This is a genomic window from Altererythrobacter sp. Z27, assembly GCF_052683155.1.
The window spans coordinates 1533772-1554814 of record NZ_JBQYMC010000001.1; the positions used below are offsets into that span (position 1 = coordinate 1533772).

Consider the following 21043-nt stretch of genomic DNA (forward strand, 5'->3'; position numbering starts at 1 on the left):
GGATCACGCGCCTTGCGGTGCGGTGCCGCCTTCGCCGCCAAACTTCTTGCCTGCCTTGGGCACCGCTGCGCCCGCCACAGGCTGGACGACTGCGGGGCCGGAAGGCCGGTCGGGCCGGTCGATCTTGCCGTCCTTAGTCAGTTGGTCGATCTCGTCGCCGGTCAGCGTCTCATATTCGAGCAATGCCTGGGCGATCAGGTGCAGCTTGTCTTCCTGGCTGGTCAGCACATCGCGCGCGCGCTTGAGCCCGCTTTCGACGAGGTCCTTGATTTCCGCATCGATCAGCTTGTTCGTGTCCGCACCGGCCATTGTCCGCGCGGTCTGGCCCATGCCGAGATAGCCTTCCTGGCTCTGCTCATATTGCAGCGGGCCAAGCTTGTCCGACATGCCCCATTTGGTGACCATGTTGCGGGCAAGGTCGGTGGCGTACTGGATATCGCCCGAAGCGCCGCTCGAAACCTTGTCATGGCCGAAGATGATCTCTTCCGCCACGCGGCCACCCATCGCCACCGCAAGGTTCGCATGCATCTTGTCGCGGTGGTACGAGTAATTGTCGCGTTCGGGCAGGCGCATCACCATGCCCAGCGCCCGGCCGCGCGGAATGATCGTGGCCTTGTGGATCGGGTCGGACGCCGGCTCGTTGATCGAGACGAGCGCATGGCCCGCCTCGTGATAGGCGGTCATCTTCTTCTCGTCGTCGGTCATCACCATAGAGCGCCGTTCGGTGCCCATCATGACCTTGTCCTTGGCGTCCTCGAATTCCTGCATGGCGACGAGGCGCTTGTTGCGCCGTGCAGCGAGCAGCGCCGCTTCGTTGACGAGATTGGCGAGGTCCGCACCCGAGAAACCCGGCGTGCCCCGCGCAATGGTGCGCGGGTTCACATCGGGCGCCAGCGGCACCTTCTTCATGTGAACGCCAAGGATCTTTTCGCGCCCGTCGATATCGGGGATCGGCACCACAACCTGGCGGTCGAAACGGCCGGGGCGCAGCAGCGCCGGATCGAGCACGTCGGGCCGGTTGGTCGCGGCGATGATGATGATGCCTTCATTGGCTTCGAAGCCGTCCATCTCGACCAACAGCTGGTTGAGCGTCTGCTCGCGCTCGTCGTTCGAGTTGCCGAGGCCATGGCCGCGATGGCGGCCGACCGCGTCGATTTCGTCGATGAAGACGATACAAGGCGCGTTTTTCTTGGCCTGTTCGAACATGTCGCGGACACGCGATGCGCCGACGCCGACGAACATTTCGACGAAGTCCGAACCCGAAATGGTGAAGAAGGGCACGCCCGCTTCGCCCGCGATCGCGCGAGCGAGCAAGGTCTTGCCGGTACCGGGCGACCCGACCAGCAGCGCACCCTTGGGGATCTGTCCGCCAAGCTTCGAGAAGCGTTGCGGATCGCGCAGGAACTCAACGATTTCCTCAAGCTCCTCGCGCGCTTCATCGATGCCGGCGACATCTTCGAAGGTCACGCGGCCCTGGCGCTCGGTCAGCAGCTTGGCCTTGGACTTGCCGAAGCCCATCGCGCCGCCTCCGCCGCCCTTCTGCACCTGGCGCAGCGCGAAGAAAGCGATGCCAAGGATCAGGATGAAAGGCAGCGACTGGATCAGGATGTAGAGCAGCAGGTTCGGCTCTTCGGCCGCCTGCCCGGAATATTGCACGCCATTGTCATCGAGCAGGCGCGTGAGTTCGGAATCGCCCGGCACAGGCACGGTCGAGAACGGCGTATCGTTCTTCATTACGCCGGTGATCTTCTCGGGCGCGATCTGCACTTCCTTGACCGAACCTTCGGCCACCGCCTCGCGGAAATCGGAATAGCGGATCTGCGTGCCCTGCGGCTGAGCGGAATTGCCGAACATGGACACAGCCAGCAGCAGCGCGAGGAACACCCCGCCCCAGATCATCAGGGTCTTGATCATCGGGTTGGGCCCTTCGGGGCCCTGGCCGCCGTTGGGATCGCGCGGATCGTGCTGGTCGCTCATTTCTCAGACATTCCTTTCATCCGCTCCAATGTAGGCGGCGCGGTGTGAATGGCAAGATAACGACCGAAGGTCGATTTGGTGTCATTCTCGATCAGAGAAATCTGCCGGGTCGCTCGTTTCAGGGGCGTAAGCGTTCAGGAACATCTCGACCGCACCGGCAATGCGCCGCGAATTGTCGGCACTGTCGGGAACCGCTCCGAAGCGGCGCTCGAGATCGCCCATTCCCTTGCACATCGAGGCAAACTGCTCCGCCGCAAGCTCGGGATCGGCAATTTTCAACTCGCCGCGCTCATTGGCGAAGGCGAGAAATGCGCTGAAGGCCGCCTTCATCCGCCATGGCCCTGCCTTGAGGAAGGCATGGCCGATCTCGGGCTCATGCTCGGTTTCGGCAGCGACCCGGCGCTCAAACTGGACCATCTTGGGTTGCGACAGGAACGCGACCATCGCTTCGCCGATTGCAGTCAGCCGCTCGCCTATGCTGCTGCCCGAAAGCTGCGTGTCGATCGAGAAATAGCCGCGCATCTTCTCGCATTCGCACTCGACGGCCGCCGCGAACAGCGCGCGCTTGTCACCGAAGTGGTTGTAGACCGTAACCTTGGAGACTCCCGCACTGGCCGCGATCTGCTCGATCGAACTGGCAGCAAAACCCTGCACGAAAAAGGATTCGGCCGCGGCAGCGACAATCGCTTCGCGCTTCGAGCTGTCAGGCGGCCGACCTCGCCCTGTCGGCGATTTCTTTGCTGCAGGCCGGGAACCTCGCCTGATTTGCCCGGTTGACACGCTGAACGCTCCCGTTCAATTAAACGATACCGTTCACTAATGCGGTAATTGAGTCGTCAACACAACCCCGCCGAGCAGCAAAGGTCCCTCTCCCCCATGCTCTGGATCGCCATCCGCATGCTCACTGGCGACAAGCAGAAGTTCTATGGGCTACTGTTCGGCATTGCCTTTTCGACGCTGCTGATCACCCAACAGCTCACGATTTTCGTGAACCTGGTCGAGCGCGGGGCAAGCGGGGTTTACAATGTGCCGACAGCGGACGTCTGGGTGATGGACCCGGTCAGCCGCACCACCGAGGTCAACTATGCGATGCCCTCGACCGCGCTCGACCGGGTGCGAGCGGTGCCCGGAGTGAAATGGGCTGTCCCGCACTTGCGCGCAGTGGCTGCGGTGCGCACCCGCAGCGGCGATTTGGAGGGCGTCGGGATCATCGGAGTGGACGATGCGACGCTGATCGGCCTGCCCAAGCACATGATCGAAGGCGACAAGGACGTCCTTTCGCAGCCCGACACCGTCGTGATCGACGATGTCGGCGTAACCAACATGTTCGAGAACGGCGACAATCCGATCGGGCAACGGCTCGAACTCAACGACCAGCGCGCGGTGATCCGCGGAGTGGCGGATTCGATTCCCAGCTTCACCAGCCAGGTGGTGCTCTTCACCAAATACAGCCAGGCGCTCAATTATGTACCGGGCACGCGCAACCGGATGAGCTTCGTGCTGGTTGGCCGCGACGACGATGTCAGCGCAGAGGAACTGGTAAAGCGGATCGAGCAACGCACCGGCCTGCGCGCGCGCACCCGCGACCAGTTCGCGCGCGACGGGGTGGACTTCATCATCCAGAACACCGGCATCCCCACCAATTTCGGGATCACCGTGGTGCTGGGCTTCATTGTCGGGGTGGCGATCGTCGGGCTGACGTTTAGCCTCTTCATCCGCGACAACATCAGGCAATTCGGCGCGCTCAAGGCGATCGGCGTCACCAACACCAAGATCCGCCGCATGGTGGTGGTGCAGGCCGGGCTGGTGGGCTTCATCGGCTATTGCCTGGGGATCGTGGGAACCGCACTGTTCATGTGGAGCTTTTCGGGCAATCCCTTCTTCAAGGCTTTCTACATCCCCTGGCAGATCCCGCTGATCAGCCTTGGGGCAGTGATCGTGATCCTTGGCCTCACCGGATGGATCAGCCTGCGCAGCGTCCTCAAGACCGAACCGGCGGCGGTGTTCAGATGATACTCGACACCAGCCAGATCGGCGGTTGCGCCCCCACTGCGGCAATCTGCACGCGCGCCATCGCGCGCGATTTCACCGCAGGCCAGCAAACGCTGCGCGTGCTGCACGACATCAATGTCGACATTCGCGCAGGCGAACTGACCTACCTCGTCGGCGAATCCGGCTCGGGCAAGACCACGCTGATCTCGATCATGTGCGGCATCCTCTACCCGACCGAGGGCGACGTGCGCGTGTTCGGCACCGACATCTACGCGCTCGACGACACCGCGCTGGTCAACTTCCGGCTCGAGAACATCGGCTTCATTTTCCAGCAGTACAATCTGATCCCCTCGATCGATGCCGCCTCCAATGCTGCAGTGCCGCTGATCGCGCGCGGGATGGACCGGCGCGAAGCGCGCGAACGTGCGGTCGATATGCTCGCCAAGCTAAATATTGCCGATCAGGCCGCCAAGCTGCCGAACCAGCTTTCGGGCGGACAGCAACAGCGCGTTGCCATCGCCCGTGCGCTGGTGCACGAACCGCGGCTGGTCGTGTGCGACGAGCCCACCGCCGCGCTCGACGCGAAATCCGGCCGCCGCGTGATGGACCTGCTGCGCGAAGTGGCGGTCGCGGCCGACCGCGCCTGCATCATCGTGACTCACGACAACCGCATTTTCGACCTCGCCGACCGTATACTCGTGCTCGAGGACGGAAGGCTCACGCATGACGGCACCGACCTGCCGAAGGACCACTGACATGGCAATCCTCCCCGACGACTTCAGCTTTTCGCGCAAGATCCTGCCGGTACTGGCGCTGGTCGGCCTGATCGGTGCGGCGATCTTCATCTGGAGCGGCCTGCCCGATCGCGAACTGGCTGAACCCGAGCAGACGCCGCTTACGGCAACCGGGGCGCTCGCCAATTCGCCGCGCGTCGCAGGCGCCGGTGTGGTCGAACCCTCGAGCGAAATCATCGATATCGGCACTTCGCTGGCGGGGCTGGTCACGCAGCTTGCAGTGAAACCGGGCGATTTCGTTGCCCAGGGCCAGGCGCTGTTCGTGGTCGACGAGAGGGCGGCGCGCGCGCGGCTGCGCGAAGCCAGTGCCGCGATCGGGGAAGCGCGCGCGGCCATCGCCGAAGCGCAGACGGCGCGCACCACGGCGCAGCGCCAGCTCGATCTCTATGCTGCAATCGAAGACCCGGCGGCGGTCAGCCGCAGCGAAGTGATCCGTGCGGAAGGCGATGCGGCGGCCGCAGCCTCGCGGCTCGAATTGGCCCGCACAAGGCTCGCCGCAGCCGAAGCTGCCGCCAACAGCGCGCGAACCGAGCTGGGCCGACTGACCGTGCGCGCGCCGATCGCGGGCGAGATCCTCGAAGTGAATATTCGCCCCGGCGAGCTGGTCACGACCATGGGCGGTGCGGGCGATCCCTATATCCGCATGGGCGAGACGCGCCCGCTACATATCCGCATCGACATCGACGAAGACGATGCCACGCGCGTGGCGCTGGGCAAGAATGCGGTGGTCTCTCCGCGTGGCGCCGCCGACCGGCGTTTCGAAGCCAGCTTCGTGCGCGCCGAACCGCTGGTCGTGCCCAAACGTTCGCTGACAAATTCGGCGGCTGAGCGGGTCGACGTGCGCGTACTGCAGCTGATCTATGCCCTGCCCGACAATGCGCGCGGCACCTTCCGCGTCGGCCAGCAGGTCGATGCCTTCATTCCCGCGATCGAGGCGCAAGGCGAATGAGGCTGCCAGCGGCTCTCACTGCAGCGGCACCTCTGGCGCTGGCGGCCTGCGTTGCGGGCCCACCGCCGGACATCGCGACGCCCGCGCCCGAGCTTCCCGAAACCTATCTCTACACGCCCGACGCCGCCGCGCAGGCGGGCCTTGCCGCGCTGCTGCCGGCCGAAGACCCGGCCTTCGCCGCCTTGTCCGCGCGCGCATTGGCGGAAGGCCCGACGCTGGCCGAAGCGCTCGCACGAGTGGATGCCGCGCGTGCTGCCGCGCGGGGCGCGGGCGCCGCGCGACTGCCTAGCATCGGCGCCAACGCTTCGATCACCGCCAGCCGCACAAATCCGGCCCAGTTCGGAACCGGCCTCCCGGCAGGGATCGCGATCGATTCCGAAAGGACCGCTTATTCCGCCAATCTGACCGGCAGCTGGGAGATCGACCTGTTCGGCCGCCTCAAGGCAAGCGAACGCGCAGCTCTGGCCAGGGTCGATTCTGCGGGAGCGAGTGCCGAAGCCGTCCGGATCGCATTGCTGGCGGAGATTGCCGGTGCGGTGATCGATTGGCGCAGCAACGCCGCGCGCGAAGCCGCACTTGCCCAGGATCTCGCCGCAGCCGAGCGGTTGGCCCAATTGGCTGCGAAGCGCGAGGAGGCAGGGCTCGCCCCGGGTTTCGACCGCGTGCGCGCCGAAGCCGCCGCCAGCCAGTCGCGCTCGCGCCTCGCAGCGCTGCAGGGCGAACGCGCGCAGATCGTCGGGCGGCTTGTGGCGCTGACGGGCCAGGATGCGAATGCGATCGTCGCCTTGTTGTCGGCCCAGGCTGCGCTCTCCGAACAGCCACTGGCCCCGGCGGCAATGCCGTCCGAACTTCTGGTGCAGCGCCCCGATGTGCGTGCCGCAGCGGCCGATCTGGCGGCTGCCGATGCCGACCTTGCCGCCGCGGCCCGCGCGCGCTTCCCGCGCCTCACGCTGTCGGCTGCGCTTGGCCTGCTCGCATTCGACCTGGGCAAATTGTTCGATTCAGGTTCCGACGTTTACTCGGTAAGCGGCGGAATCGCGGCTCCCTTGCTCGATTTCGGGCGGATCGAAGCCCAGATCGACGGCGCTGCAGCGGGCAAGCGCGCGGCCTTCGCCGCCTATCGGGGGGCGGTATTCAACGCGCTGGGTGAAACCGAGGCTGCATATGGAGTGGTCGCAGGCGCAGATGCACAATCTGAAGCCGCGGCTCGCGAGAGCGCCGATCTCGAACGTGCGGCCTCGCTCGCCGAAACCCGCTATCGCGCGGGGCTGGCCGATTTCCTCACCGTGCTCGAAGCCCGCCGAGCCGCCGACGCCAGCGGCGAACGCGCGGCAGCGGCGCTGGGCCAGGCGCGGCTGGCGCGGGTGCGTTTGTGGCTAGCGCTGGGCAGCGATGCTCAGGCGATGACGCGCTCGACCACCCAATAGGCGGCGATGATCCCGATGCCGTAAGTCGCTGCCTTGAGAGCAGGCGGCTCGCCCTTGGGCACCAGCCGCTGCACTGCTGCGCGCAGTGCCAGCACCGCCGCGATGACCAGCAATTGCCCCGCTTCGACGCCAAGGTTGAAGGTCAGCAGCGCCATCGGCACTTCGCCTTCGGGCAAGCCGATTTCGCGCAGTGCCCCCGCGAAGCCAAAGCCGTGCAGCAGGCCGAACCCGAAGGCGACGATCCACGGCCAGCGCCGGGTCCAGCTTTCCGGGTGGTTGCGCGCCAGTTCGACCGCCAGGAACATGATCGAGAGCGCAATCAGCGCCTCGACCGGTCGCTGCGGAAGCCCGGCATAGCCGAGCGTCACTGCCGCCAGCGTGAGCGAATGCGCGATCGTGAAAGCAGTCGCGGCCTTCACGACGGCCCAGCCGCCCTGCACCAGCAGCACGAGCGCGATCACGAACAGCAGATGGTCCCAGCCCATCAGGATGTGTTCGGTGCCGATCGCGAAATAGTCCTTCGCCACTGCCCAGCGATCGGGCCGTGCCGAGATGGTGGCGAGCGGCTTTTCCGCCGTCAGCCTGAGCGTCTGGACCGGGCGACCAAGCGGCGTGACCAGCGCCAGCGCGTCGCTATTGCCGAACAATTGCGGCAGGCCGATCGTGCCGCCCGAGACATCGTCCGAACACGCCACTTCGGCATGCCCGATCAGCGCCATCGGCGCGGATCTCACAACCGGATCGGCAAGATACTCGCAATTCGCGGGCAAAGCCGGAACCGCCATTTGGCTGGCATCGGGCGAAGTGAGCGGCTGCTTCCAGTCGATCGTCCATTTCCCTGCTTCGCGTTCGCTGAATTCGATCGAGAAGGGGCGCAGTTCGTCAGCCAGCGCCGGGACCGCGAGCAACAGCGCCGCAAGTAAGGCGGCCAGCCACAATCTCACCGTTCGACCTTCACCGAATAGGCATCGCGCAGCAACCGGTAGGCAGCATCCTCGCGCGCAGCCATGGTGGAGGAACGCCAGTCGTTCTCGACCTGCCCCCGCACTTCCTCGAACGGAGGCACGCTTCCGGCTTCGCGCTGCCTGAGCCGCACAAGATGCCATCCCAGCCCCGATGGCAGCGGCCCCTGCCACTCGTCGCCGGGCTTGAGCGGTGCGAGCTCTTCGACGAACTCGATGCCGAAGCGGCCGACCACTTCGGCGGCGGGCATCGCATCTACCGAGCGCGGCAGATTGACCGACTGGCCGAGGCCTTGTGGGGGCTCCCCACCAGCCACCTGCGCGCGCGCCGCCCTTGCGGCGGCTTCGCTGTCGAACCAGAGCTGATCGAAGCTGTAGCTGGCTTCGCTGGAGAATCGTTCGCCGTGCGCGCTATACCAGGCGCGCAGTTCGTCCTCACCCGGCTGCGTGGCTTCGGCACGCGCGCTCGCCAGCATATCCATCTTCTGCGCCATGCGCCGCCGCACCACGGCATCGCCCCGATCGAGCCCCATGCGCAGCGCTTCACGGTAGAGCACCTCGTCGCGGACGAAGCGATCGACCTGGTTGTCGAGCTCCGCATCGGTCGGTGCCCGGCCCATCGTCCGTTCGAACATCAGCGCAAGTTGCGCCTGCTGCTCGCGGCTTACGGTAATGCTGCGGCTGGCCGGATCGACTTCCTCCCCGCGCATCGCGAAGAGACCAAAGATCAATGCTCCGGCGACAAAGAAATGGACCAGCGGTTCGCGCGTCCAGCGTGGCAGGTTCACTTCTTCTCCATGATCGCTGGCGGTGCCGGCTTGAGCCAGATCGGCGAGGTATATGCGCGTTCCTGCGCCACAGCGTCAGCCATCGCTTCAGGCGGCAGTTTTATGCCGAAGCGCACCGCATCGAACAGCGTCCAGCGCGGAGTGGGGATTTCGAGCACGCGCACATAATAGAAGGCGCGCTGGCCCGGGCGATAGTCGGGATCGGTCCACACGCTGCGTAATTCGGCGGTGCCGATGCTGTTGGAGTAGGTCGCCTTGGCGCGGTCAACCGTGTCGCCCACCGCTGGCACCTTGCCGCCCTTTTTAGCGCGTTTGTCCATGTCGCTCCACACGACATCGTAGACCTGCTCATGCGTCTGGCCCGACGCATCGACCCAGCCCTTCACCACCTGCACGCGGTCGAGATTGGCTCCGTCGGGGTCCTTGAGCGCGGAGATCAGGAAGCTGGGCGCCTTGTTGCGGCCTACCAGTTCGCCGCCCATCGGCACGCCGCGGGCATAGCCGGCGCGCACCCAGTCGCCCGCCCAGTCGCCATCGCTGAAGTCGAAGCCGCCGAACACCCGCACCACCATGCGCGGGCCGGTGGTGGCGTAAACCTCGCGCCGCTTGAACGCGTCGAAGATTTCCGCGCGTGTATTGCCGCGCGACCAGGCGGCGGCATATCCGCCCGCAAGGTAGTTCCAGCCGAAGCGGCCTTTGCGTGTGCCGAGGTTCTGCGGCGTCAGCGCGCGATCGTGCAGAGAGGGTTCGTTGCCGCTGTGCTTGCCGAAGAAATTGTCCTCATCGCCGGTTGCAAGCGAGGTGTGGCTGTCGGTCGCGCCGATCAGGCCGAAGGCATAGGGGTTCACCCCCAGCTGCTGTTCGAGCGAAAGCCCGCGCTTCAACGCCTCGCGAACATAGCTGCCGGCAAACATTTCGGGCGTGGTAGAATGCGACAGGTCAAGGTTGCCGATGTCCCAACCTGCATCCCCGAAGCCTGCGAATTCGTCATTCGGCGAAAGGAAGGGATGGCTTTCGCTGTCGCCCTTGATCTGCGTAACTTCGACCACAGGCTCATGTTTGGCGCGCCTCTTGGCATAAGCTGCCGTCATTGGGCGACCGTCAGCGAGCGTCATTTCGAACATCAGCCCGTTCGACATGTTCGAATTGTGCGGCATGGCCAACACCTGCCCGCCCGTGTCGCGCTGGTAGGCATCCATATAATCCCACAGCTGTTCGACCTTGGTGTCGAGGCTGGGAAAAGGCAGCACCTTGCCGGTGCGATCGCTGCCGTCGCGGAACATCACCACGCGGTGGAGATTGTTGCCGCTTGGCAGCAGCGAATATTCGAACCCGGCCAGTGCCGTGAACTTGCCCGGCTTGTTGTAGCGATCGAGCAGCTTGATATGGGCGCTCCAGATTTCGCTATCCTTTTCCCGGTCGGGATCGTTGATATCCATCTGTTCGGGCAAGGTGCCCCCCGCCGCGGCCGTGATGATTTCCGACGTGGCCCGGATCGACGTCTTTGGCCCTCCATTGAGCATGTCGTGCCAGCGGCGCATGGTGGGATCGCGCAGCAACAGCCGCGGCGCTTCAGCCAGCCTGGCCAGCGAACCCATCCCGTCGCTGTGGTCGGCGATCACGAGGAAATCGAGCGGCCTGGCAAGCTTTGCAGGCACGCCCGTGGTCGATGTAACTTCATCGCCCATTGCGAATTTGAGGGCATCTTCCGCGCCCAGCCTGTTGCCGAAACCATAGGCGTCGAACGACACATCGGTGTGCAGGTGGGTGTCGCCCCAATAGGGCCGGTCGGGAAACTCGGCGAGGTCGATCGTACCCTCGCCCGTGCCCTTCTGGGCTTCATCGATCGCGGCTTCGCAGGAGACAAGCGCGAGCGTCGCCACGCCCAGCAGGCCAGCCGCAAGAAACTTGCGCATTCCACCTCTCCATTCTTCTTTTCGAACGCAAGTGTGCGCGCCGCGCGGGGTGCCGTCAAGCGAACGACTTACACCCTAGCCTGCCGTAGCGTCAGTCGCTGGGCGCAACCCTTCGCCAAGCGAAAATTCAGGCGACTCGCTTCCTGAGCAGGGCCGAGCGCTCGCAGCGGCAAACCACTTCGTCGCGCTGGTTGATCAGCTCGTGCACGAAGGTCACGATCCCGGCATCGGGGCGCGACTTGCTCTCGCGCAGCTCCTTGATCTCGGTGGTCGCGCGCATCGTATCGCCGATGAAAACCGGCTTGGGCATGACCAGCTTGTCATAGCCCAGATTGGCCACCAGCGTGCCAAGCGTGGTGTCGCCCACCGACAGGCCGACCATCAGGGCAAAGGTGAAGGTCCCGTTGACCAGGATCTGCCCGAACTCGCTGGCCCTGGCCGCTTCTAGATCGATGTGGAGCGGCTGCGGATTGTGCGTCATGGTCGAGAACAGGAGATTGTCCGTCTCGGTCACCGTGCGGCGGATTTCGTGATCGATCCGCTCACCCACCTGCCATTCGTCGAAGAATTTGCCGGCCATCGCGATCAGCTTCCCTGCTTCCAGCCAGCCACCACATCGGCACCGTCTTCCGCGCTGCTGCGGATCGTCCCGGGCGTGCGGCTGAAACGCGGCGCGGGCGCGGTGTGCCAGATGCCGTCATGCTCCTTATAGGAGCCGCGCGCCTTGAGGTGCGGATGCTCACGTGCTTCCTCGAGCGGCAGCACCGCCGCGACGCAGGCATCGCTTCCTTCCAGGATCGTGCACCATTCGGCTTGCGTCTTCGTCTTGAACAGCGCGGTCAGCCGCACAGCCATATCGTCCCAATTGGCGGGATTGTCGCGCCCTTCGGCAAGCTCGGGTGCGTCGATCTTCTCGAGCAGTTCGGCATAGAACTGCGGCTCAAGCGCCCCGACCGAAATCTCGCGCCCGTCCGCGCATTCGTAGCAGCGGTAATAATGCGCCGCGCCGCCCAGCAGGCCTTCGCCGCGTTCGGTCTTGATGTAGCCGAACTGCCGGATGCCGAAGAAGAAGCTCATCAGGCTGGTTGCGCCATCGACGATCGCCGCGTCGACGACTTGCCCCTTGCCCGAGCGCTCGCGTTCATAAAGCGCCGCCAGGATGCCGAAGGCGCAATACATCGAGCCCCCGCCGAAATCGCCGACCAGGTTCTGCGGCGGGGTGGCCGGCTCGCCCTTCTTGCCCACCGCCGCCAGCGCGCCGGTGATCGCGATATAGTTGATGTCATGCCCGGCGGCATGGGAAAGCGGGCCTTCTTGGCCCCAACCGGTCATGCGCGCATAGACCAGCCGCGGATTGACCCCGAGCAGTTCGTCGGGCCCGAGCCCGAGCCGCTCCATCACGCCGGGCCGGAAGCCTTCGATCAGCACATCGGCGCTGGCTGCCGCATCGCGGCAGAACTGGCGGCCTTCCTCGCTCTTGACGTCGACCGCCACGCGGTGCCGGGCGCGCTCGACCACGGGATTGAGCACCCGCGTGCCTTGCCGTTCGATCCGCACGACTTCCGCGCCCAGATCCGCGAGCAGCATGGCGACATGTGGGCCGGGGCCAATCCCGACGAATTCGACGACCTTGAGGCCCGTCAGCGGACCGTTCGATTGCGACATGCTGTTGCTCTCCCTTGAAGTGTTTGATGCATGGCGCGCGCGCTTGGCGCTGGCAAGACCGTTTGGCGCCACCGCCCCCTGTCAAAATCGCGGAAAACCGCGGCCCGCATGCTTGCGTAGGGGGATGGGCACGATTATCAAGTGATAGCGATAACTAATTACAAATAAATAAAATCGGGTTTGCAAGACAGTAATTCTCCAATCGATTTGGGAGAATGTTAAAGCCCGGACAAGTCCATTTCTATATCGGGAGTTACGGGTGAAAGTCGCCGTCTTCGGATTGGGCCATGTCGGAAGTGTTGCCGCAGGCTGTCTTGCCAGCCAGGGCCACCGCGTGGTCGGCTTCGATACGGACCCGGCCAAAGTCGAAGCGATCAATTCGGGGCGCTCCCCGATCGTCGAACCCGGCCTCGATGCGCTGATTGCAAGGGCGGTGACAGCCGGCCAATTGTACGCGCAGGCAGATGTCTCGACGCAGCTCGACGATTGCGACATCGCCATGGTCTGCGTCGGAACTCCGAGCGCCGAAGATGGCGCGCATGACCTCCACCAGATCGTCGAGGTCAGCCGCTCGATCGCGGGAGCGATCACGCCGAACAGGGGCCACAAACTCACCATCGCCTATCGCTCGACGGTACGCCCCGGCACATGCGAGGATGTGATCCTGCCGATCTATCGAGAGTGCCTGGGCGAAGCGGCGAACGATCTGGTCGAACTGGTTCACCACCCGGAATTCCTGCGCGAGGCGCAGGCCGTGGACGACTTTCTCGACCCGCCGCGGATCGTAATCGGCACGCTCGATGGGGCACCGTCTCAGACTTGCGCAGCTCTCTACGAGGGGTACTCGGCGCCCATCTTCCATGTCGGCATCCGCGAAGCGGAGATGACCAAGTTCATGGACAATGCCTGGCATGCGACCAAGGTGACGTTCGCGAACGAAATCGGCCGCCTTTGCGAAACGCTGGGCGTTTCGGCGCGACAGATGCACGCGATGTTCATTGCCGACACTCGGCTGAACACGGGCCCGTCCTATCTCAGGCCGGGAGCTCCTTTCGGCGGATCCTGCCTGCCCAAGGACGTGCGCGCGTTGAGGCAGGTGGGTCGTGAAACGGGTGCCGACGTCCGTCTCGTCGATGCGCTGCTCGACAGCAACGAGGCGCACAAACGGCACCAGCTTGAGCGGGCGACCGCCGGGCTGGAGCCTGGGGCGCATGTGTTGCTGGTTGGCCTCGCCTTCAAGCGGGGCACGGACGATTTGCGCGAAAGTCCTCAGGTCGATCTTGCGCGCAGCCTGGTGGAGCGTGGATTCCGCGTCGACATATTCGATCCTTATGTCGAACCGGGGCGGCTGCTCGGGCAGAATCTGCGCTATGTCGAAGCGCATCTACCCGGATTTGCCGGCATGATGGTCGACAAGCCCGTCGCCGAAGCCCGGCCCTATGCACGCGTGCTTGCGGGGAACAAGCTGGTCGAGCAGCTCGACATCGACCGGAGCAAGGTGGTGGCACTATGCACCATCCCCTGAGCCACCACACGCCGCCGATGCAGGAAGGCATACCGGAGGTGATCCCGGGCGAACCGCTGCGCGGCAAATCGGTATTGATCATTGTCGAAAACCTGCCCGTGCCGTTCGACCGCCGCGTGTGGCAGGAAGCGCGCACGCTCGAGGCCGCCGGGGCCCAAGTTGCCGTGATCTGCCCCAAGGGGCGCGGCTTCTACAAAGCGCATGAAGTGATCGACGGCATCGCGATCTATCGCCATCCGCTCCCGCTCGAAGCGAGCAAGGTCGGTGGATTCCTCGTCGAGTACGGCGCAGCGCTGTTCTGGCAGGTGCGGCTGGCATGGAAGATCTGGCGCGAGCAGCGCTTCGACGCGATCCATGGCTGTAACCCTCCCGACCTGATCTTCCTCGTGGCGCTGTTGTTCAAGCCGTTCGGCGTCAAATACATCTTCGACCATCACGACATCGTGCCCGAATTGTTCGAAGCCAAATTCGGCAAGCGCGGGGTCTTCTGGCGAATCGCCCGCGTGCTCGAATGGCTCACTTTCCGCACGGCCGACGTCTCGATCGCGACCAACGACAGCTACCGCAGGATCGCGATGGACCGGGGGAAAATGCCCCCGGGCAAGGTGCATGTCGTGCGCTCCGGCCCGGACTTGTCGCGCTTGCGCCCCGTCCCTCCGGTCGAGAGCTGGAAGAACGGGCGCGCCCATCTCGTCGGCTATGTCGGGGTGATGGGCGAGCAGGAAGGCATCGAATTGCTCATCGAAGCGATCGAGCATGTCGTGCGGGACAAGGGGCGCCGCGATATCCAGTTCTGCCTGGTCGGCGATGGCCCCTCGCTGACAGAGCATCGGGACGCGGTGGCGGCGAAGGGGCTCGACCAGTTCGTCACCTTCACCGGCAGCGCAACCGACCAGCAGCTGATCGAAGTGCTTTCGACCATGGACCTGGGCGTGAACCCCGATCGGGTGAATACGATGAACGACCTATCCACAATGAACAAAATATTGGAATATATGGCGTTATCGAAACCAGTCGTTCAATTCGATGTGACCGAGGGCCGTTTCTCGGCACAAGGTGCTTCGGCCTATGCCAAGCCCAACGATCCGATCGATTTCGCCGAGAAGCTGGTCGAATTGATCGACGATCCCGCGCGGCGCGCAGCCATGGGCGCGCTGGGTCGCGAACGGATCGAGCAGGAACTCAATTGGAACCGGCAGATCGCCCCGCTGATCGCGGCCTATCGCAATGCGCTCGGCTCGGACAATTCGGGCGCGCTTCCGGCAGAGGCCGAACCACAAGCCAGCCATAGCTGATCCGCGCATGCACGGTGGCGTTCGCAAGCCGCGTATCCTCGTGGCATTCGGCACTCGGCCCGAGGCGATCAAGCTGTTCCCCGTAATCGAGGAACTGAAGCGACACGGCGGCTTCGAGGTGAAAGTCGCGGTAACCGCGCAGCACCGCGAATTGCTCGACCAAGTTCTGTCGATGGCGGGCATCGTTCCGGACATCGATCTCGACCTGATGCAGGAAGCGCAAAGCCTTGACGAGCTCGCGGCGCGCATCATCTCGTGTTTCGGCGCGGCGCTCGACAGGCTGCAACCCGATCGTGTGCTGGTCCATGGCGATACGCTGACAACCATGGCCGCAACGCTTGCCTGCTATTTCCGGCAGATCCCGGTCGGCCATGTCGAAGCGGGCTTGCGCAGCGGGAACATCTATTCGCCCTGGCCCGAGGAAGCGAACCGCAAAATCACCGGCGTAATCGCGGACCTCCATTTCGCCCCCACGTCGCGCGCAGCGAGCGCGCTTCGCCGCGAAGGCATCGACGAGGCGAGCATTCATGTCACCGGAAATACGGCGATCGACGCGCTTTTCAGGGTGCGCGAGCTGGTTGCGCGCCGACCCGAGCTGGCGCAGGCGATCGAGGACATCCGCCATCGTTTCGCGGGCAAGCGGATCATCGCCGTCACCGCCCACCGGCGCGAGAATTTCGGCGAGGGCATGGCCCAGATCGCCGAGGCGCTGCGCCAGCTCGCCTGCCGCAGCGATGTCGCCATCATCTATCCGATGCACCCCAATCCCGAAGTGCAGCGCGCGATGCGACCGGTGCTGGAAGGGCTGGCCAATGTCGCGCTGATCGCGCCGCTCGATTACCCCGGCTTCGTGCGCATGATGGAGCTGAGCGAACTGATCCTGACCGACAGCGGGGGCATACAGGAAGAAGCGCCCAGCCTTGGCAAGCCGGTGCTGGTGATGCGGCAGGAAACCGAGCGGCCCGAAGCGATCGAGGCGGGCACTGCGCGCCTGGTGGGCACCTCAAGCGAGCACATCGTGGAGGAAACCGGTCGCCTGCTCGATTGCCCGGTGAGCTATGCCGGGATGGCGCGTGCCTGCAATCCGTTCGGCGACGGGCAGGCCGCTGCGCGCATCTTGCGCGTCCTCGAAGCAAGGCACCTTACCCCGGCTACATGCGGCGGCTCGACCTGAGCTTTCCCGCATAGGCGAGCGCTGCGATGAGCACTGTGGCGCTGAAGCCGATATCGAGCATCCAGTTGATCCGCAGCGGCCCGATCGCGGGCGAAAACAGGATCGCATCGACGCGGTGGAGCGAGATCAGGCGCAAGCCGATCAGCGCGACCATGCAAAGCGTTGCCATGCGCGCCCAATCGACGGTCGCGCTCCTGCTCCAAATGCCCGCGGCCCGTATCCGTCGCGTGAAACGAACAGCCGACACCGCGACGATCGCGAGCGCAAGCAAAGAAAGCGGCCATTGGAACGTCTGGCGATCTTCCCGCGCATCGAACCGTTCGAACAATCCGCGTAGAAGGTCACCCAATATGTCCTCCGTCTGGAGGAACCGCATCAGTGCGAAGAGCAGGAAGCACGCCCCGATCACCAGCCAGCCGCGCGGGCCTGAGCGGGCCTCGCCAGCGCCGCGTGCGGCAAGCGCCGTCATGATGCAGGCCAAGGCCACGAGGACATAGAGGCCAGCTCCTAGCAGGCTGAGCTCGGACGGTCCCTCAGCGGTGATCAAACGAAGCCCCTTCCCTTCTGCCGCCAAGCCGGGAGCAGTTCCGGCCTGCGCTGCCGACCGGCATATTTGCGGTCGCAAGACATGGGAAGAACGGCGCGGGTGCTACCAACAGGATTCTGGCCCGTTCGGTTGTCAGTTACCGGCCCGCTAACTAACAAAATCCAAGGGCATCTTCGGGGACAGCCGACTCGGTTCGACAATTGGTCATGCACTTTTTTAAGGTCATCTTGGTTGGAACGCTCGCATCGGGCCTGACCGCATGCGGCGCCACGCCAAGGCCTGCGATCGGGCCGGTTGCGACCGATACCAATGCGGCGCTCGGCCAGGCAGATTATGCGACAACTGCGCCCTCGACCTACCGCTTGCGCCCGTCTGACAAGATCGCGGTCAAGGTGTTCCGCGAGCCCGACATTTCGCTCGAGGAAGTGTCGATTTCGGCTGATGGCAAGATTTCGGTGCCGCTGGCCGGTTCGCTGGTTTCCGCCGAGCGGACCACTGACGAGCTGGCAAGCGAAATCCGCCAGGCGCTGCTTGAGGCGGGCCTCCGCCGCCCGATCGTGAATGTGAATGTCGTCGAATACAGCTCGCACATCGTCACGGTCGAAGGCGGGGTGCAGGAGCCGGGCGTATACAGCTTCCAGCCGGGGGCGCGGCTTTCATCGGCGCTTTCATTGGCCAAGGGGCCCAGCCGTGTCTCCAAGCTTCAGGAAGTCGTGATCTTCCGCGAAACCGAACAAGGCATGGCGGTCGCGCTGTTCGACTACCAGCAGGTGCGGCAGGGAACCATGGCCGATCCGCTGATCGAACCCGGCGACCGGGTGGTGGTCGGCATCTCGGGGCTGTCGCAATTCTGGCAGGACCTGATCCGGGCGCTGCCCGCATTCGGCCTGTTCACGAATATCTAGGGCGGAGCGCAGGATGAACCAGTCTCCAGCCCCAGGCGATTACCAGGCTTCCGACTGGATCGGCCATCCCGATCAGGCGGGATCGCAAGGCAGGGCACGGGGCAGCGCCATCGAAATGGCGCATGTGCGCGGCTTCCTGTACCGCCAGCGTTTCGTAATCGCGGCTACGCTCGCGCTGGCTCTGCTCGGCGGATTGATCGTGACCCTGATCGCTTCCCCGACTTACGAGGCCGAAGCCACCGTCAGGGTCGATCCGGAAGGGAACACGATCGTCGAAGGCCAGGATTTGTCGCCGACTGTCGCGACCAACCAGGTCTATCAGTACATGGAAACGCTCGGCCAGGTCATCGAAAGCCGGAAGATGGCGGTAAAGGTGGTCGAGAGCCTCAAGCTCGAGGACTTGCCCGCCTTCGCTCAATCGAACCTCGAAGCTGAGCGCCCATCCGGCCTTTCCGACGAGCAATGGGACAAGCAGCGGAAACAGGACGCGGCGTCGATCCTGCAAGAACACGTTTCGGCGGAGATTCCGTTCGACAACCGGATCGTGACCATTCGCTATGAAAGCGCCGACCCGCAGCTCGCGGCCCGGATCGCCAATGCCTATGCCCAGAATTTCGTGCTGGTCGACAGCGAGCGGAGGATGGAGGCCAATCGCTATGCGCTCGAATATCTCGGCGGCGAAATTTCCGGGTTGAGGGACCGGCTGCAGGAAGCTGAGCTTGCCGCGAATGCCTATGCCAAGCGGAATGCGATCGTCAGCCCATCCGGCGGCGCTTCCTCGGAAGTGCTTTTCGGCAATGACGATACGCTGACGATAACTGCGGCGAACCTTGCCCGCATCAATGCGACCTATACCGAAGCGCGCGCGAACCGGCTTGCACTCGAGCAGCGCTGGCTGGCGATCGAAAACGTCCCCGCTCGCCAGATCTCCGAAGTGCAGCAGAGCCAGGCACTGCAGCAGATCGTGGCTGAGCGCAGCAGCGTGGCCGCCGAGCTGGCGGACTTGCGCGAACGCTATAACGGAAGCTTCCCGCAAGTCGCGGAACTGGCAGCTCGAGTTTCCGAGCTCGACCGCCAGATCGACAATGCGGGGCGCGACATCAAGGCGGGGCTGCGCAACGAGTACCAGGTCGCGCTGCGGCAGGAGCGCGCGCTTGAGGCCGAGCTCGGCCGGGTTTCAGGCGCGACGCTGGACGAGCAGGACCGCCGCGTGCGTTACGAACTGCTCGATCGCGAAGCCGGGGCGTTGCGCCTGCAGCTGGCTGCGCTGATGGAGCGCTACAACAACATTGCCGCGGCGGAGAACGTGCAGGCGGGATCGGTCACTCTGCTCGATCTTGCGATTGCGCCCCAAAGGCCCGTGTCGCCCAATCTGTTCCGCAATTTGCTTGTGGCGCTGGTGCTGGGGCTTGGCCTTGCCGCAGTGCTCGCGATCCTGCGCGAAGTCTTCGACGACCGGTTGCGCACACTCGACGATGTCGAGGCCAAGTTCGGCGCACCTTTGCTTGGCCACACGCCCTACATCGCCGAAAGCCAGATGGAGGAAGAGGCGGCAAAGCCATTCGGCGCGCTGAACGAATCCTATTCCTCGATCGTCTCGACGCTCGAATACATGCTGCCGCGCGATGGCCAGGTGATCCAGTTCACCAGCAGCCAATCCTCCGAAGGCAAGACGACAACCGCCAAGGTGGTGGCAGAGCGCTACGCCCAATTGGGCCGCAAGACCCTGCTGATCGACGCGGACCTCAGGCGCCCCGCACTGGCAGGGGAGTTCGGGCAGGAGGGAGCCGAGAAGGGGCTGACCGAAGTGGTGCTGGGGCATTGCGACCTGAGCACCGCGCTCTTGCCCGGCACGCCGGACAATCTCGACGTGCTGCCTGCGGGCAAGCTGCCGCCCAACCCGGTCGACCTGCTTTCTTCCGAAGCTTTCGCGCGCTTCGTCCAGTCGGTCAGGCCGCATTACTCGCGGATCATTTTCGATACATCTCCCGTGATGGGCATTGCCGACGCACCGCTGATCTCGCGCCATGCGGACGGCACAATCTTTATCGTCGAGGCCAATCGCGTCCACTTCGGCCAGGCCAAGGCTTCGCTGCGCCGCCTGAAGAGCGTGGGCGCGCGCATCTGCGGCGTGATCCTTACCAAATATCGCGCGCTCGAAGCGGGCCAGTCTTCGGGCTATGAGTATCGCTATTACAGCTACTCTTCCGATTGATCATGCAGCAGGCGGCCACAAAGCCCGCATCGCCCGGCGCAGTCACTTCCGCCTTGCCGTTCTCGGTGATCATTCCCGCGCATGACGAAGCCGCCGTTATCGGGCGGTGCCTGAGTGCAATTTTCGACACCGCGCCGCCATCCGCCGAAGTGGATTTGGTGGTCGCGGCGAACGGCTGTTCGGACCGCACTGTTGAGCTCGCACGCGAAGCCGCGCCGCAAGCCCGCGTGATCGAGATCGCCCAGGCTTCGAAAACCGCCGCGATCAACGCAGCGCAGGCGCACTGCCGCTATTTCCCGCGGCTGGTGGTCGATGCGGACATCGTCTGCGACTATGCTTCGCTGGCGGCGACCGCGGAGGCGCTGCGCGAGCCGGGAATCATGGCCGCCTCGCCATCGGTGCGGGTCGCGCTCGACGATGCGAGCGCATGGGTCCGCGCCTATTATCGAACATGGCTGCGGCTGCCCTATGTCACCGACAAGCTGGTGGGTGGAGGGGTCTATGGCCTGTCTGAAACGGGTTTGCGGCGGATAGGAGAATTGCCGAGCGTGGTGGCCGATGACCTCTATGTGCGCACCCGCTTCGCCCCTTGCGAGCGCGCGAATGTGACCGAAGACGGCAGAGGGCGGCCGGTCTTCACGACGATAATCCCGCCGCGCAACTGGTTCACCCTGCTGCGGATCGAGGCACGCCGGCTGCGCGGAAAGCGACAGATCGACACCGATTTTCCGACCGCGCATAGCGGAACAATCAATGGAATCAGCGTGTTGATGGCCGCAGCGCGGCAGGGCGCAGGGATCGGCAATATCGCGATCTACATCGCCACCAAGCTCCTCGCCCGGCTCCTCCACGCGTTGGGCAGCGCCGCCGGGCGCAAGGGCTGGAGCCGCGACATGTCGAGCAGGTCGTAGC

At 64.4% G+C, this 21043-nt stretch carries 18 protein-coding genes; 10 read left to right on the top strand and 8 right to left on the bottom strand.

Features of this window, described 5'->3' with window-relative positions; all coding sequences use genetic code 11:
* Positions 1–3: 3 nt before the first annotated feature.
* Positions 4–1977 (bottom strand): ATP-dependent zinc metalloprotease FtsH, encoded by a 1974-nt coding sequence (gene ftsH / locus ACUJ47_RS07535; protein WP_445537792.1) that lies wholly within the window; start codon positions 1975–1977, stop codon positions 4–6.
* A gap of 81 nt (positions 1978–2058) precedes the next feature.
* Positions 2059–2757 carry a TetR/AcrR family transcriptional regulator gene (locus ACUJ47_RS07540; protein WP_445537793.1) on the bottom strand — a complete coding sequence of 233 codons (699 nt, stop codon included), beginning with the start codon at positions 2755–2757 and terminating at the stop codon, positions 2059–2061.
* A 96-nt stretch (positions 2758–2853) separates the two neighbouring features.
* On the opposite strand from ACUJ47_RS07540, the gene ACUJ47_RS07545 reads away from it, so the two are divergent.
* Genes ACUJ47_RS07545 through ACUJ47_RS07560 form a run of 4 tightly spaced genes read left to right on the top strand, consistent with a single transcriptional unit; the run spans position 2854 to position 7139 of the window.
* On the top strand, positions 2854–3990 hold the full coding sequence (locus tag ACUJ47_RS07545; protein ID WP_445537794.1) for an ABC transporter permease: 1137 nt from the start codon (positions 2854–2856) through the stop codon (positions 3988–3990).
* Entirely contained in the window at positions 3987–4724 is a 738-nt protein-coding gene (locus tag ACUJ47_RS07550) for an ABC transporter ATP-binding protein (RefSeq protein ID WP_445537795.1), read from the top strand. The genes ACUJ47_RS07545 and ACUJ47_RS07550 overlap by 4 nt, the downstream gene beginning before the upstream one ends.
* A 1-nt stretch (position 4725) precedes the next feature.
* Entirely contained in the window at positions 4726–5712 is a 987-nt protein-coding gene (locus ACUJ47_RS07555; RefSeq protein WP_445537796.1) for an efflux RND transporter periplasmic adaptor subunit, read from the top strand.
* Positions 5709–7139 carry an efflux transporter outer membrane subunit gene (locus tag ACUJ47_RS07560; RefSeq protein ID WP_445537797.1) on the top strand — a complete coding sequence of 477 codons (1431 nt, stop codon included), beginning with the start codon at positions 5709–5711 and terminating at the stop codon, positions 7137–7139. Before ACUJ47_RS07555 ends, ACUJ47_RS07560 begins: the two co-directional genes overlap by 4 nt.
* On the opposite strand, the gene ACUJ47_RS07565 is transcribed toward ACUJ47_RS07560, so the two are convergent.
* From ACUJ47_RS07565 to ACUJ47_RS07585, 5 genes are all read right to left on the bottom strand, one after another.
* Entirely contained in the window at positions 7109–8083 is a 975-nt protein-coding gene (locus ACUJ47_RS07565; RefSeq protein ID WP_445537798.1) for a HupE/UreJ family protein, read from the bottom strand. The genes ACUJ47_RS07560 and ACUJ47_RS07565 overlap by 31 nt on opposite strands.
* Entirely contained in the window at positions 8080–8889 is an 810-nt protein-coding gene (locus ACUJ47_RS07570; protein ID WP_445537799.1) for a peptidyl-prolyl cis-trans isomerase, read from the bottom strand. Before ACUJ47_RS07570 ends, ACUJ47_RS07565 begins: the two co-directional genes overlap by 4 nt.
* The gene (locus ACUJ47_RS07575; RefSeq protein ID WP_445537800.1) at positions 8886–10805 is read right to left on the bottom strand and encodes a DUF3604 domain-containing protein; all 1920 of its coding nucleotides are present in this window, start codon (positions 10803–10805) and stop codon (positions 8886–8888) included. Before ACUJ47_RS07575 ends, ACUJ47_RS07570 begins: the two co-directional genes overlap by 4 nt.
* 127 nt (positions 10806–10932) lie before the next feature.
* Entirely contained in the window at positions 10933–11385 is a 453-nt protein-coding gene (locus tag ACUJ47_RS07580; protein WP_445537801.1) for a MaoC family dehydratase, read from the bottom strand.
* A gap of 5 nt (positions 11386–11390) precedes the next feature.
* A complete protein-coding gene (locus ACUJ47_RS07585; protein WP_445537802.1) occupies positions 11391–12470 on the bottom strand; it encodes a CaiB/BaiF CoA transferase family protein in 1080 nt (359 codons plus the stop codon).
* 259 nt (positions 12471–12729) lie between these two features.
* Between ACUJ47_RS07585 and ACUJ47_RS07590 the strand changes: the two genes are divergently transcribed.
* Genes ACUJ47_RS07590 through wecB form a run of 3 tightly spaced genes read left to right on the top strand, consistent with a single transcriptional unit; the run spans position 12730 to position 16464 of the window.
* Positions 12730–13995, top strand: a complete 1266-nt coding sequence (locus ACUJ47_RS07590; RefSeq protein WP_445537803.1) for a nucleotide sugar dehydrogenase — start codon at positions 12730–12732, stop codon at positions 13993–13995.
* Complete coding sequence (locus tag ACUJ47_RS07595) at positions 13980–15290, top strand: glycosyltransferase family 4 protein (protein WP_445537804.1); 1311 nt, start codon at positions 13980–13982, stop codon at positions 15288–15290. The genes ACUJ47_RS07590 and ACUJ47_RS07595 overlap by 16 nt, the downstream gene beginning before the upstream one ends.
* Before the next feature lie 7 nt (positions 15291–15297).
* Entirely contained in the window at positions 15298–16464 is a 1167-nt protein-coding gene (gene wecB / locus ACUJ47_RS07600; protein ID WP_445537805.1) for a non-hydrolyzing UDP-N-acetylglucosamine 2-epimerase, read from the top strand.
* Here the strand turns inward: wecB and ACUJ47_RS07605 are convergent.
* Complete coding sequence (locus tag ACUJ47_RS07605) at positions 16442–17011, bottom strand: hypothetical protein (protein ID WP_445537806.1); 570 nt, start codon at positions 17009–17011, stop codon at positions 16442–16444. The two genes, wecB and ACUJ47_RS07605, sit on opposite strands and share 23 nt — an antisense overlap.
* A gap of 227 nt (positions 17012–17238) precedes the next feature.
* On the opposite strand from ACUJ47_RS07605, the gene ACUJ47_RS07610 reads away from it, so the two are divergent.
* The 3 genes from ACUJ47_RS07610 to ACUJ47_RS07620 are packed head-to-tail and all read left to right on the top strand — an operon-like array spanning position 17239 to position 21042.
* Positions 17239–17916: a polysaccharide biosynthesis/export family protein gene (locus ACUJ47_RS07610; protein ID WP_445537807.1), complete on the top strand. Its 678-nt coding sequence runs from the start codon at positions 17239–17241 to the stop codon at positions 17914–17916.
* Positions 17917–17929: 13 nt separating this feature from the next.
* Positions 17930–20131 carry a GumC family protein gene (locus ACUJ47_RS07615; RefSeq protein WP_445537808.1) on the top strand — a complete coding sequence of 734 codons (2202 nt, stop codon included), beginning with the start codon at positions 17930–17932 and terminating at the stop codon, positions 20129–20131.
* Positions 20132–20133: 2 nt separating this feature from the next.
* On the top strand, positions 20134–21042 hold the full coding sequence (locus tag ACUJ47_RS07620; RefSeq protein WP_445537809.1) for a glycosyltransferase: 909 nt from the start codon (positions 20134–20136) through the stop codon (positions 21040–21042).
* Position 21043: the final 1 nt, after the last annotated feature.